General features: G+C 59.2%; 11 protein-coding genes and 1 pseudogene. 2 read left to right on the top strand and 10 right to left on the bottom strand.

What is annotated here, in order from left to right; genetic code table 11:
* Positions 1-13: 13 nt before the first annotated feature.
* Together E5221_RS19935 and E5221_RS19940 are read right to left on the bottom strand one after the other, a co-directional pair.
* The gene (locus E5221_RS19935) at positions 14-376 is read right to left on the bottom strand and encodes a flagellar protein FlaG (RefSeq protein WP_061551810.1); all 363 of its coding nucleotides are present in this window, start codon (positions 374-376) and stop codon (positions 14-16) included.
* A 69-nt stretch (positions 377-445) separates the two neighbouring features.
* A complete protein-coding gene (locus tag E5221_RS19940) occupies positions 446-1,288 on the bottom strand; it encodes a flagellin domain-containing protein (RefSeq protein WP_054573105.1) in 843 nt (280 codons plus the stop codon).
* Between the two features lie 412 nt (positions 1,289-1,700).
* Here E5221_RS19940 and E5221_RS19945 point away from each other — a divergent pair.
* Positions 1,701-2,567 (top strand): annotated as a pseudogene (locus tag E5221_RS19945) (hypothetical protein).
* Positions 2,564-3,286, top strand: coding sequence for a TylF/MycF/NovP-related O-methyltransferase (locus E5221_RS19950; RefSeq protein ID WP_061305655.1), 723 nt, complete (start codon positions 2,564-2,566; stop codon positions 3,284-3,286). Before E5221_RS19945 ends, E5221_RS19950 begins: the two are co-directional and overlap by 4 nt.
* Positions 3,287-3,343: 57 nt before the next feature.
* On the opposite strand, the gene E5221_RS19955 is transcribed toward E5221_RS19950, so the two are convergent.
* The 8 genes from E5221_RS19955 to rfbF all read right to left on the bottom strand — a co-directional run bounded on the left by E5221_RS19955 (position 3,344) and on the right by rfbF (position 12,766).
* The gene (locus E5221_RS19955; protein ID WP_054573102.1) at positions 3,344-4,282 is read right to left on the bottom strand and encodes a ketoacyl-ACP synthase III; all 939 of its coding nucleotides are present in this window, start codon (positions 4,280-4,282) and stop codon (positions 3,344-3,346) included.
* 264 nt (positions 4,283-4,546) lie between these two features.
* Positions 4,547-7,477 (bottom strand): TIGR00180 family glycosyltransferase, encoded by a 2,931-nt coding sequence (locus tag E5221_RS19960; RefSeq protein WP_182330057.1) that lies wholly within the window; start codon positions 7,475-7,477, stop codon positions 4,547-4,549.
* A 24-nt stretch (positions 7,478-7,501) separates the two neighbouring features.
* Positions 7,502-8,239: a cephalosporin hydroxylase family protein gene (locus E5221_RS19965; RefSeq protein WP_054573100.1), complete on the bottom strand. Its 738-nt coding sequence runs from the start codon at positions 8,237-8,239 to the stop codon at positions 7,502-7,504.
* A 34-nt stretch (positions 8,240-8,273) separates the two neighbouring features.
* Positions 8,274-9,152 carry an NAD(P)-dependent oxidoreductase gene (locus E5221_RS19970; protein WP_061551254.1) on the bottom strand — a complete coding sequence of 293 codons (879 nt, stop codon included), beginning with the start codon at positions 9,150-9,152 and terminating at the stop codon, positions 8,274-8,276.
* Complete coding sequence (locus E5221_RS19975; protein ID WP_123083739.1) at positions 9,149-10,375, bottom strand: class I SAM-dependent methyltransferase; 1,227 nt, start codon at positions 10,373-10,375, stop codon at positions 9,149-9,151. Before E5221_RS19975 ends, E5221_RS19970 begins: the two co-directional genes overlap by 4 nt.
* Positions 10,372-10,932 (bottom strand): dTDP-4-dehydrorhamnose 3,5-epimerase family protein, encoded by a 561-nt coding sequence (locus E5221_RS19980; protein ID WP_061551256.1) that lies wholly within the window; start codon positions 10,930-10,932, stop codon positions 10,372-10,374. Before E5221_RS19980 ends, E5221_RS19975 begins: the two co-directional genes overlap by 4 nt.
* Positions 10,929-12,011, bottom strand: a complete 1,083-nt coding sequence (gene rfbG, locus E5221_RS19985; RefSeq protein ID WP_061551257.1) for a CDP-glucose 4,6-dehydratase — start codon at positions 12,009-12,011, stop codon at positions 10,929-10,931. Before rfbG ends, E5221_RS19980 begins: the two co-directional genes overlap by 4 nt.
* Positions 11,993-12,766 (bottom strand): glucose-1-phosphate cytidylyltransferase, encoded by a 774-nt coding sequence (gene rfbF, locus E5221_RS19990; protein WP_054573095.1) that lies wholly within the window; start codon positions 12,764-12,766, stop codon positions 11,993-11,995. Before rfbF ends, rfbG begins: the two co-directional genes overlap by 19 nt.
* Positions 12,767-12,934: the final 168 nt, after the last annotated feature.

Genomic DNA, 12,934 nt, shown 5'->3' on the forward strand with positions numbered 1-12,934 from the left:
TGCTCGCCGCCAGTCAAACCTTGGCGTCGAACAGAACACTGTTGGCATCACTCAGGCTGCGGGCAATTCGCAACGCCTCTTCCGAGGGCAATTGGCGAATCAACTCACCACTGTCGCTGGCGATGACTTTGACGACGATCTTGCCGGATTCTTCGTCCGTGGAGAACTCCAGATTGCGCTGTGACGCTTTCAAAAATTTTTCGATTTCAGAGACGGCATTCTTGACCTTATCGGCATCCTTCGCCGCCAGCGAGTCTTTCTTGTCGTCTTCACTGGGTACTGCAGCTTCAACTGCCCGGGTAACCGGCTTTTCGGCAACCTGCTCAACCGAACGTGCGACCGGGTAACTCAGGTTCAGCTTGGCACTCATGTCCATGCCCACCACCTCACGATGAAAAGGCGGAGAAGCGCCACGCATGCGCTTCCCCGCCAGCGACTAGGCAGATTAGCCCAGCAGCTTCAGTACTGCCGACGGCAGCTGGTTGGCCTGAGCCAGAACCGAGGTCGAAGCTTGCTGCAGAGTCTGCTGCTTGGTCAGCTGGGCAGTTTCAGCAGCAAAGTCGGTGTCCTGTACACGGCCACGAGCGGCTTCAGCGTTCTCGTTGATGTTCTGCAGGTTGTTGATGGTGCTGGTCAGACGGTTCTGAGCAGCACCCAGATCAGCACGGGTGCTGTTGATGGTTTGCAGAGCGGAGTCGATAGCGTTCACAGCAGCGCTGAAGTTAGCGCTGATGGTGCTGTCAGCACCAGAAATCGCGATAGCACCCGAGTTAACACCCAGGGCGGAAGCAGTCAGGTTAGCCAGCTTGATGGAGATCTGGTTTTCAGTACCAGTGTTGGAACCAACCTGGAAGCTCAAGGTGGCAGTGGTGTTGAGCAGGTTCTTGCCGTTCAGCTGGGTGCTGTTGGCGATACGAGTCAGCTCGTCGGACATCGAGGCGAACTCAGTGTTCAGAGCATCACGGTCCTTGTCGCTGTTCGAAGCGTTGTTGGCCTGGATGGCCAGTTCACGCATGCGCTGCAGGATGTTGGTCTGCTCTTGCATCGCACCTTCAGCGGTCTGGGCGATGGAGATACCGTCGTTGGCGTTCTTGATAGCCATGGTCTGACCGCGAATCTGCGAGGTCATACGAGTGGCAATTTGCAGGCCGGCGGCGTCGTCCTTGGCGCTGTTGATTTTCAGGCCGGAAGACAGGCGGGTCATCGAGGTGCTCAGTGCATCGGTAGCACGGTTCAGGTTTTTCTGAACACCCAGAGAGGTGGTGTTGGTGTTAACGGTCAAAGCCATGACGAATTCCTCGTTGGATTGGGTACTACGGCTTCCGGCCTTGGCAATTCGCCGGGTGTGGCACAGAGAACCTTCGTCATGGTTATCGTCGTCAGGGCGCGTTGCTTGAGGTTTTTTTTAAAAAAATTTACTGGCCACCTGCCAGCCCAAGAAAATCAATACGTTGACGCCAAAAAATCTTCGCACGCGTGAAGCATCACCTCAGAGATAGCATCAGCCGTGACAAATGACGCCTCACTCCACCTCCCTGTGAAAATGGTCAACATACTCTAAAGTTGCCCGCCACGCGGCCGATCCCAATTTCACTCTCCGCTGTCAGCACGCGAAAGCCCGCGCCTGGCAGCCAGGACCCAAATAGAGCCGCGCAATAAAGGCTCGATACCTTCTGGAACCCTCCAAGAGCTGATCAGCCATGAATTTATACGTAAACCAGACGAAGAGCAGGCCGGCGCTGCGAGATGACATTTACCAGGGCGACATTTTTCTCGACACATCCCTGCGCAGTGCATACGACCTGTGCGCCCTTGCCCGGGCCTCTATCACTCAAGCGTTCGATGGAGAAACCGATCACCAATCGCTGCATAAAATGATGCCGGTGGAAAGTTTCGTTGAGCGGGTAACCGCCCTCAAACGCCATTTCACCAATGGCGGAGAAGCCAAGGCGCTGATCCAGGCGTTCATTCTGGAAATCGGGGCCGATCCAGGCGAATACTTGTTCGATGTGCCACGCGTACGGGTAGTGCCACATTACGATTACCTGCATGCAGGCGTCAGTTATGCCTACAAACCCCACCGGGACACCTGGTACGGCAATGTCGACTGCCAGATCAATACCTGGATGCCGCTGTACTCGCTCAAGCCCGAACAAACCATGATGATCAACCCTGCCTACTTCAACCGCCCGGTGAACAACTCATCCGACGGCTGAAGCCTGGAGCACTGGATCACCGAACAACGCTTCAAAGCCAAGGAAAACATCACGCAGGAAAACCGCGTGCACCCGGTTCCCTTGGAAGAAATTGATGACCGCTCAGAACTGCGCATTGCCAGCAACAGCGGCGAGATGCTGATATTCAGTGGCTCCCACTTGCATGGCACCGTGGCCAACACCACCGATCAAGTGCGTTTCAGTGTCGATTTCCGCCTGATTCACTTGCAAGATCTGATCAACAAGCGCGGCGCACCCAACGTAGACAATGGCTGCGTCGACGCCCACGCCGGTTTTAAAGACCTTTTCCACGCCAAAGATTTTTCCAGATTCCAGGGAGTCAACCCATGACAAAGCGCCGCCTGACTGCTGCGGAAGTTGAGTACAACGAAAAACGCGCCACCGTGCTGAGCAAGGTAGACGCGCAGTACGTTGCCGATGCACCGTTCGTGTTTGCCAACCGAATCACCGTGACAGCCGCGCTATCGCGCATGGAGCTGTTCAAGATGGTGCAGGACGTACCCGGCGCAATCGTCGAATGCGGCGTCTACAAGGGCAACTCATTGATGCTCTACATGCACCTGTCAATGATTCTGGAACCATATGCAATCAATCGCTCGATCATTGGTTTCGATACTTTCCAAGGATTTGCCAGCATCGACAAAGAGAATGATCCGACGGACATCAACGAAACGATGTTCTCCGACACCGATGACTCGATTCTTCAGGAAATGATCGACACTAATGACCTGGTGCGCCCGGTCAATCGCATTCCGCGCTGCGAGATCATCAAAGGCGACATCCTCGAGACCGTACCTGCCTTCGTCAAGACCCGCCCCGACCTTGTGGTGGCGATGCTGATTCTTGACACCGACCTGTATTCTTCGACCAAAGTAGCCTTGGAAACCTTCCTGCCTTACATGCCAAAAGGTGCGATCGTTGTACTCGACGAAGTCGCCTACCGTAACTTCCCCGGCGAGACCGCTGCATTGCGCGACGTGCTGGATCTGAACAAAATCGAACTCAAGCGTCTCCCGTTCGATTCAACCGTGGGCTATTTCCGCGTCTGATACCGCAACAATCGTCCGATGCCTTGCAGTGGCATCGGACGATCCATCGGCACAATCTTACTCAGGCGCCCTTTCGAGGATCGCCGACCCCCAAGACAGCCCCACACCAAAGCCGCTGAGCGCCACGCGCCTGTGCTGCGAACCGAGCACGTGCTTTTCGAGCAGTAGTGGAATGCTTGACGACACCGTGTTGCCGGTTTCCACCATATCCTTGACGAACTTCTGCTTATATTCGCCCTCGACAAAGCGCGACGACACCGCGTCGACGATCGCGGCGCTCCCCTGATGCAAGCAGTACAGATCGATATCGTCAGCCTGCAACTTGCTGGCTTCGAGCAACTGCTGCAGGTGTGCAGGCACCTTGACCAAGGCGAAGTTGTAAACCTGGCGACCATTCATGAAGAACTTGCCGTCGGTGGTACGTAGGTGCTCGGCACCGGCACCATCGCTGCCGAACAACGACCTGCCCAACTGCCAGGCGGCACCCTCACCCATCCAAGTGGCCGTGGCGGCATCACCAAACAACATGGTGGTGTTGCGATCCTCCGGGTCGACGATCTTCGAATAGGGGTCGGCGGTGATCAACAAGCCGTTTCTCAGGCCTGCGGCCTCCATGAAGCCTTTCATCGCATAAAGGCCGTAGACATAACCCGAACAGCCCAGCGAGATGTCAAAAGCGGCAACCGCTGTCGACAGGCCGAGCTTGTGCTGGACGATCGCCGCCGTATGCGGCAAACCTTCGGCATCACCGTTCTGAGTGACCACGATCACCACATCGATGGATGCCGGGTCCAGGGATGGATTGACAGCGAACAGGTTTTTCGCGGCCTCTACGCAGAGGTCGGACGTTTCCTGGGCAGCATCCTTGCGTGGCAAAAAGGTCGAACCGATCTTGCCGAAGATAAAATCCTGGTCCTTGCCGAATTTCGCGCCCTGGGCGTAGTTGTCCACGCCGTCAGTCGGCACGTAACTGGCGATACTTTTAATGCCAATCATATGGCTTCCCAATTCAGTAACAGCGAAATACCCGCCACGGAACCAAACGGCAAAACGCCAGGCGATGCGGTGGTTTCCGATCCCTGACAATTTGTTCGGAGCGGCGCGGCGGTTCCCGGTTTCGACAATATACAGTGAAGATGCGCGTTCTGACTCTCAAGTCACGCTCTTTTTGTCGAATCGACAAACCGGTGCGGCTGCGCCCACAAAAAAGCCATAACCGCCGCGAGGCGGTCATGGCCTGGCGTAGTTCCGCAACAGATGTCAGGCGATCAACGCCTGCCAATCAACCCGGCCTTCCAGATCAAGACTGAACAGCTTGCCGTCCAGACTATGGTTGGCGTTATAGCAAGTGTCCTGAGCCAATGCGTGCGCCCAGCGCTCACGCATGTGTGGGCAGGCCATCGCATCGTCGCCCACCAGAACATGCCGTACGGCCTGGGCCTGTGGTGTCCACACTATCAATAGGCCCGCCGCCACTGCTTGCAGGCACAGGTCGACGTGCGCGGCGCGCAGATTCGGTGACTGCTCTTCGAGCCCACCGACAGCGTGCAACAGTTCCGCACGTAGCATGATACAACCCGACACCGCCGAAACACCGTGTTCCACCTGAAGGCGCTGCATGTAACCAGGCGCATCCCTGGATTCGCCGACGAACGCGGCACGTACACCCGCCTGCCCTGCCAGCACAAGCCCAGCCTCGACCACCCGTCCCTCGGGGTTCAGCAACTTGCCACCCACCACACCCACTTCCGGACGCTGGGCGTGATTGAGCATACCTTCCAGCCAGTTGGCGTTAAGCACCTCGAGCTCGCTGTCCAGCAGCACCAGATACTCGCCCTGCGCCTGCTGAATGGCCAGATTGAGCATCGCAACCGGCGCCAGGGCGCGCTCGCTACGGACCACCCGCAACCGGCTCCCTCCTACCTGCAAGCTAGCCAGCCAATCGCACAGCTCGGGCGACTGGCTGGCATTGTCAGCAACGAGAATTTCATGCTGCTGATAGCGGGTGCGCTGCAACAGGCTGAGCAGGCATGCTTGCAACGCTGTGAAGTTGTCCTGGCAGTGCACGATGATCGAAACCATCGGCCGCGCCTCATGCCGATAGTCAACGGCCAACGTTCCCGGACGGACCGACCCGACCGACACCGCATACCCCCGCTGGGCCACATGCTGTACCAGCACGGCACGCTCTTGATCGTGCCGGCTATTGTCAGGCGCAGAGCAGAGCAACAGTGGCTCCGCCAGGTGGGCAAGGCCCGCCATACCTCCTTTGCCGATCAAGCGCAGTAACAGATCGAACTCCAGCGCCTGCGGGTAACGCGCGTCGAACCCACCTGCCTCCAACCACAGGTCGCGACGCACCAGCCAGTGCCGAGCCATCAGCCCAGGCACGCTCTGCAGCATATCCAAGTTGATGCCTGGACGCATGACATCGCTCAGCAAGCCGTTGGCCTGTTCCTGCAATTCGTCCATCGCCACGGCACGCACCCCTTCGACGCCTAGCAACTCGAGCCCAGCACGCATCAGGCCGCCGGCGGTGAACTGATCACCACTTTCGGCCAGCATGATCCAGTCAGTGCCCAGTTGCCTGGCCGCCTCGTTCATGCGCTGAACATGATCCTGCTCGGTAACCTTGATGAAATGCACAGTCTGCTGCGGCTTTGTCACCGACGGCAGCTCTCCAGTGGTCAATACAACCACCTTGAAGGCGCGCGAGTAGCCGTTCATGAGACTGTCGAAGGTAGCCTGGAGCTTGACGATGTCGGCTTCCAGATCGAGCAATAAAATGCCAAAGCTTGGACCGCCATGATGCTTGTCCAGACGCTTGGCAGCCTGGCGTACCAACTCGTCGCCTGGCTCACGAGCCTTGAGCCAATTAAGCAGCCGCCCCGAGGACATACTGCTTAACAACACCTCGTTGTCGAAGCCAGGAAGCGAGTCCAACCGGCACAACCAGTCACGTAATTGCTCCGCTTCGGCCTGGGCTTGGTCGTCCTGCTCCAGTTGCATCAACAGGCGCTCGACCACCGTCCGGTTGAACGGGTTGATGACAAGCGCCTCCCAGAGGCGAGTGCGCAGGGCAGTGGTATCATCACTGGCACGCGCCTGGAGCAAACGCCATTGCCTTTGCAGGATCGATTCCAGTTCGGTGAGCTGATGACGCCCGGCCGGCATGGCATGGATATGGAATTCGATCTCGGTCAGCAAGTCGAAGAACGCCTTGTTGTAGAACGGAAGTTCCACGAACTGCTGCTCGCCAAAGATTCGTTTAGGTTCGTACATCGGTCGCTGCCATTCGGAGCGAACAATCGGGCAAGCTTGTAGCGCACGCCCCGTCAGCAACCCGTCGGCCATGCTCTTGAAGCTTTCGAGGGCGATCTGCTTGACCGCAGCGGCGCCCCTGCTGCTCAACTCGGTAGGAATCGATGCAAGAAACTCTGCAAAGACTTCACGCCCCTGGCGTGACTTCTCGTCCTGCAAGGCAAGCACCGTGAGTACGTTGGTGCCATGCTCAGAACCGCCATAGTTGCCCTCTCGAACCGCAAAGGGAATCGGCAGAATTCGAGCCTTGGCATTGGCCAGCAGGTAGAAAGCGTGGCCGATTTCCTGCCATTCGAAGCTGGTGCCCAACGGCAGCAGCTCATACCACTGCTGCAACAGGTCAGTGCGGGTAACGGCGTAAAAAGGCGGGAGGAACTGGCCCATGAACTCCAGCAAGCGCTGCTCTGGATCTTGCGAACAGTAGTCTTCCTGCACCCGATTATCACGTTTGTAGTACTCGACCTGCGCGCCACCGGGCACATACATCATCCCGTAACCATGGCAAAGACCATAATCAGAGTGCTGCTCAAGGAACTCCACGGAGCGGGTTATGCTGTCATGCAGCAGGAAGTCGTCGACCGCAATGAAGAGCATGAACGGCGTGACGACCTGCTTGACCCCGAAAGCCAGCTTTTCCAGCAATGCAGTGTAAGAAAACTGCGGTAGATGGCGGTAATCGACATCTGGGTAATCGCGAGCAATTTCATCGTCAGCCTTCAGCGACGAATCCAGCACCAGGATGCTGGCCGGGTAGTTGCGGTAGTAGCACAAGGCCCGGCGCAAAAAATCTGGGCGGTTGTGGGTAAGCAACACCAATGTGAGGCGATCCTTGAGCGATGCGTCGCCCCGGTGCTGTACATGTGCTTGCATATCTGCTTCTGCCTGTTGGTTGGTTCAGCGCACTCGGCGCAGGTAGCCATCACGCGCCACGGTGATCAGCAGCTTGTCATGGATTTCGGCATCAATGACGAAGTCCTCGGTTTCCTTCAGGTAAGCCCACACAGCAGTGCGCGGGTTGTCGCCAACACCCCATGGCCGATCAGGGAAGGCATCGGCAGGCATGTCCTCGACCACCGTATCCATCACCACGCAGTAGCAGTCTTGCGACACCAACGGCGCGTAGGCGCGCAGTTCTGCCAGCACGTGGTCGTGGGTGTGGTTGGAATCGAGCACGACGATGACCTTCTTGCCCTCAGCCAGCATCCGCACCCGCTCGACAACGGCCGGGTCGATGCTGGAGCCTTCGATCATGCTGATACGCTTGAACATTGGGTGACTTTCGATGGCTTCGCGATTATGTGGACGGATATCGCGATCGATGCCAAGGACCTCACCATGCCCCACCAACTCCATCATCGACGCGTAATAGATGATCGAACCGCCATGAGCGATGCCACATTCGATGATCAAGTCAGGCTTGAGTTTCCAGATCAGCTCCTGCATGGCAACCATGTCCTGGGGCAGCTGGATGATCGGGCGGCCCATCCAGCTGAAGTGGTAGGTGTATTTGTGCTTGGCCGATTCGTTGTAGAAGACCTGGGCCAGTTCGCCCAGCGCCGCATCGTTGCCTTGGGCACGGATCTCGGCCTGGCATTCTTCGGCGAATACCTGTAGTGGCGTTTTGTCGCTCATTTGCAGCCTCTTGAAAAGTGTTGGCCCGACAGCGTCAGCGGTGCAAGGGCTCGATAGTGGATTGCAGCATGCGCTGCAAACGATCGGTCACCGCCCAGAACGCCATCGGCTCATGGGTTGGATAAGGGTAATAACCAAGATTCAGGCTCAGGCTGGCACCTCGCTCACGCAGACGCTGCTCGACCAGACTGCGCACTGCAACCGGCTGACCACTGGCGCAATTGACCACCCCTGAGAATTCGCGACAGTGCAACACACCAGCCAACTGGCGGGCAGCATCGGTAATCGGCTGAAAGTCGCGCAACTGCTCGCCACCGGACATGGCAAACGATGCCTCGCCGCTATCAATGGCTCGATCGAGCCCTGCCAGCAGGCTTTTGGGGTTCTGCCCCTGACCATACAGGTAGAACAGTCGCGCCCATTGCAGAGTGAATGGCCGATGCAACTGCAATGCCTGGAGGAACTGGTGCAGGCTGTGCTTGGCCAAGCCATAGGGGTTGGCCGGGCGCGCCGGACATTGTTCGTCCAGCGGGCCGCTCTGCATCCCGTACTCGAAGCAGGTGCCGGTGACCAGCACCTGTCGTACACCAGCCTCGACCGCGTGCTTGATGAAGCGGTAGTCGGCCATCAGGTTCTGCTCCAGATGGAACAGCGCCTGGTAGTTGGGCAGTCCCGGCCAGGCCAGGTGAGCAAGGGCATCGATACCATCGACCCAACTGGCCACCGCTGCGGCGTCGGCCAACTGCAGGTCACCGGCAACGAACTCCACTTGGTCGAACCACGCCATCCCCCGCGCGCGCTCGACGTCACGCGCCAAGGCGCGCACGCGACAACCGCGTGCCAGCAGTTCGGCCACCAGATGGCGGCCAACGAAACCTGTGGCGCCGGTTACCAGTACATGCAATGCGGTCATAGCACGGTCAACTCGGGGACGGCGATGACGAACTGCCCGCCCCACTCACGGATGCCGGCCTGCTGCTCGCTGATTTCGTGCAGCAGATTCCACGGCAGCACCAGCACATAGTCCGGCTGTTCCTCGGCCAGACGCTCGGGCGCCACTATCGGAATGCGGCTACCAGGCAGGAACTTGCCCTGCTTGTGCGGGCTGGCGTCGGCCACCCAGGCCAACAGGTCAGCCTTGACCCCGGCATAGTTGAGTAAGGTGTTGCCCTTGGCGGCAGCGCCGTAACCCACCACGCGCTTGCCAGCAGCCTTGGCGTCGAGCAGGAAACGCAGCAACTGCAGCTTGATACGCTCGGCGGCAGGCGCCAAGGTGGAGTAGAAGCCAGCGCTGCGCACGCCCACGTCGTTCTCCAGCGCCAGCAGGCCGGTGACGGCCGGCTCCACCGTACGGCGCTGGCCATCAGTGCGTTGCACGAACACCCGCAGTGAACCACCGTGAGTCGGCAGCTCCTGCACGTCGAATATTTCCAGGCCGTTGCGCTGGCAGAGGATCTGCACCGCCGTGAGCGACAAATAGGAATAGTGCTCGTGATAAAGCGTATCGAACTGGTGCTCGGCGATCAGCGACAGCAAATGCGGGAATTCGAACGTGGCCACGCCGGTCGGCTTAAGCAAGGTGGCGAAGCCACCGAGGAAGTCATTGATGTCCGGCACATGGGCGAGCACGTTGTTGGCCGCCATCAGGTCGGCACTCCAGCCTTCGGCCACCAGTTGCGTCGCCACGTCGCGACCGAAGAACACCTCGCGTATCTCCAGCCCTTTGGCACGCGCCGCATCGGCAGTGCTGCGGGTCGGCTCGACCCCGAGGCAGGGAATACCGCGCCGGGCAACGTACTGCAACAAGTAGCCATCGTTGGCAGCGATCTCCACCACACGGCTGTCGGCGCTCAGCGCGAAGCGCTCGGCCATGCCAGCCACATAGGCTTCGGCATGGCCCAGCCAGGAACTGGAATAGGAACTGAAGTAGGCATAGTCCGCATCGAACAGCTGCTCGGCGCGGGTATAATCCTCGGTCTGTACCAGCCAGCATTGCTCGCACACTGACACCTTCAGCGGTACCCACTGTTCAGCCCCGGCCAGTTGCTCGGCACGCAGGTAGGCGTTGGAAGGCGGCGCTGTGCCCAGATCGATCAACGGCAGGTGCAGGGCGCTGCCACAACCACGGCAATTCATACGGTCACTCCGGTAAAGCGGCTGTCCAGCCAAGGATGCATTTCATCCCGGGCCGAGAGGTTGATCACGGGCAACGGCCAGGCGATGGCCAAGCGCGGGTCCAGCACCGACAGCCCCCCCTCATGCTCCGGGGCATAGTCGGCGCTGTGCAGGTAAAGCAGCTCGGCATCGTCGCTCAGTGCCTGGAAACCGTGGGCGAAACCGGCCGGTACCAGCAAGCTGTTGCCCTCACCGGCCTTGAGGTGCTCGGCATGCCATTGCAGGAAAGTCGGCGAATCGGCACGCAGGTCAACCACCACGTCCCACACTTCACCCTGCAGGCAGGTGATGTACTTGCTCTCCGGCTGCGGCCCGACCTGATAATGTAAACCACGCACGCTACCGCGCCCGCGAGTCAGCGAGCGGTTGATCTGGCGGATGTGGAACGGCGCTCCGAAACGCTCCAGGCTACCTTCACAGTAAAGCCGCGAGAATGCACCACGGGCATCCTCATGGCGGCGATGATCGACGCGGGCTAGGCCCTGCAATGGCAAGGGGTGCAAGGTGTACTCGCTCACAACGACTCCTGATACAAGCTCAACTGGGTCAGACAGACTGCACGCATGTCCATACCCTTACGCCAGGCCAGGTGCCAGCCCAGGGTTCGCTCCAGGCATTCGTTGAGCGTCCAGCGTGGTCGCCAGCCAAGCAGCTGGCGGGCTCGAGAGCTGTCCAGGCGTAGCAGCCCGGCTTCGTGCAGGTCGCTCGTCTCGACCTTGACCCCTGGGGCCAGAGGCCACTGCCCAGCCAGCAACTGGACCACCTCACCGACACTGCGCATGTCGTCGTCACCCGGGCCGAAGTTCCATGCACCTGCATAGCGCTGGCCCTGCTCGTATAGACTGGCGGCCAGCAGCAGGTATCCGGCCAGCGGCTCCAGGGCATGCTGCCAAGGGCGCACCGCCTGGGGAAAACGCAGCGTCACCTGCTCGTCAGCAGACCACGCCTTGAGCACGTCGGGGATCAGCCGATCGGGCGAGAAGTCTCCTCCGCCCAGCACATTGCCGGCGCGTGCGGTTGCCAGGCTCAGGCCATGCTCGGCGTACCGCTCGGCCGGGAAGAATGACGCCGCGTAGGACTGTGCAAGAATTTCGCAGCAGGCCTTGCTGCTGCTGTACGGATCATGACCACCGAGCGCTTCGTTCTCGCGGTAGGACCAGACCCACTCCTGGTTGGCGTAGACCTTGTCGGTGGTGACCACCACGCAGGCGCGCACGCCGCCTACCTGCCGCACGGCCTCTAGCAGATTGAGGGTCCCCATGACATTGCTCGAATAGGTGCCCAACGGGTCGCGGTACCCTTCACGCACCAGCGGCTGGGCTGCCAGGTGCAAGACAATTTCCGGCTGCACTTCGGCGACCAGTTCCAGCAGAACGCCAAGATCACGCACATCACCACGGCGATCATCGATGCCCTCGCCAACCCGTGCCAGATCGAACAGGTTCGGCTCGGTCGATGGGTCGAGGGCGAAACCGGTGACCTGAGCGCCCAGGCTCTGCAGCCAGAGCACCAGCCAGCTGCCCTTGAAACCAGTGTGACCAGTGACCAGGACGCGCTTACCGGCCCAGAACGCGGGACTCAAGCCCACTGTTTCCATGGCGCCTCCCCGCTGCTCCACAACTGTTCGAGGTGGTTCTTGTCGCGCAAGGTATCCATGGGGTGCCAGAAGCCGTCGTGCTCGAACGACATCAGCTGGCCTTGCTGGGCCAGGGTGGCCAACGGTTCGGCCTCCCACGGCATCGCATCACCGACAATATAGGGGATGACCTTGGGAGAGAGCACGAAGAAGCCGCCATTGATCCAACCTCCATCACCGCGCGGTTTCTCGCTGAAACCTCGCACCCGGTCGCCCTCGCGCTCCAGTGCTCCGTATCGACCTGGTGGCTGTACCGCTGTGACAGTGGCGAGTTTGCCGTGACCGAGATGGAAGTCAACCAACGCACCGATGTTCAGATCAGAGACGCCATCACCATAGGTGAAGCAAAAGGACTCCTCGTCTTCCAGGTATCTGGCAACACGACGCAAGCGGCCACCGGTCATGGTATCGTCACCAGTATCCACCAACGTCACACGCCATGGCTCGCTGTAGTTCTGATGCACATCCATACGGTTGGCACGCATGTCGAATGTGACGTCGGAGGTATGCAGGAAGTAGTTGGCGAAGAAGTCCTTGATCGCGTACCCCTTGTAGCCGAGGCAGATCACGAAGTCGTGGATGCCGTGCGCCGAATACTGCTTCATGATGTGCCAAAGAATTGGCTTGCCACCGATCTCGATCATCGGTTTGGGCTTGAGGTGTGACTCTTCGCTGATACGCGTGCCGAGCCCACCCGCCAGAATGACTGCCTTCATCGATTTCCTCATGTGCTTCGCGCCCCAGGTCCGCCCGGGTGAAGGATTTATGGCGATATCGATGGGTATTTGCAGGAAATGCGCCAACCCGCTTAAAGGGCCAACAGTTTTTTAATCCGATGTGGTAGACAACGCAGGCCTTTCCGGCAGCGGCGCCGGCCATGAAAG

The organism is Pseudomonas sp. A2, from assembly GCF_023100865.1.
Classification (GTDB): Bacteria; Pseudomonadota; Gammaproteobacteria; order Pseudomonadales; family Pseudomonadaceae; genus Aquipseudomonas; species Aquipseudomonas asiatica.

Coding starts and splice junctions, on each gene's coding strand:
- E5221_RS19935 (WP_061551810.1), bottom strand. CDS start 376: ATGGACATGAGTGCCAAGCTGAACCTGAGTTACCCGGTCGCACGTTCG.
- E5221_RS19940 (WP_054573105.1), bottom strand. CDS start 1,288: ATGGCTTTGACCGTTAACACCAACACCACCTCTCTGGGTGTTCAGAAA.
- E5221_RS19950 (WP_061305655.1), top strand. CDS start 2,564: ATGACAAAGCGCCGCCTGACTGCTGCGGAAGTTGAGTACAACGAAAAA.
- E5221_RS19955 (WP_054573102.1), bottom strand. CDS start 4,282: ATGATTGGCATTAAAAGTATCGCCAGTTACGTGCCGACTGACGGCGTG.
- E5221_RS19960 (WP_182330057.1), bottom strand. CDS start 7,477: ATGCAAGCACATGTACAGCACCGGGGCGACGCATCGCTCAAGGATCGC.
- E5221_RS19965 (WP_054573100.1), bottom strand. CDS start 8,239: ATGAGCGACAAAACGCCACTACAGGTATTCGCCGAAGAATGCCAGGCC.
- E5221_RS19970 (WP_061551254.1), bottom strand. CDS start 9,152: ATGACCGCATTGCATGTACTGGTAACCGGCGCCACAGGTTTCGTTGGC.
- E5221_RS19975 (WP_123083739.1), bottom strand. CDS start 10,375: ATGAATTGCCGTGGTTGTGGCAGCGCCCTGCACCTGCCGTTGATCGAT.
- rfbG (WP_061551257.1), bottom strand. CDS start 12,011: ATGGAAACAGTGGGCTTGAGTCCCGCGTTCTGGGCCGGTAAGCGCGTC.
- rfbF (WP_054573095.1), bottom strand. CDS start 12,766: ATGAAGGCAGTCATTCTGGCGGGTGGGCTCGGCACGCGTATCAGCGAA.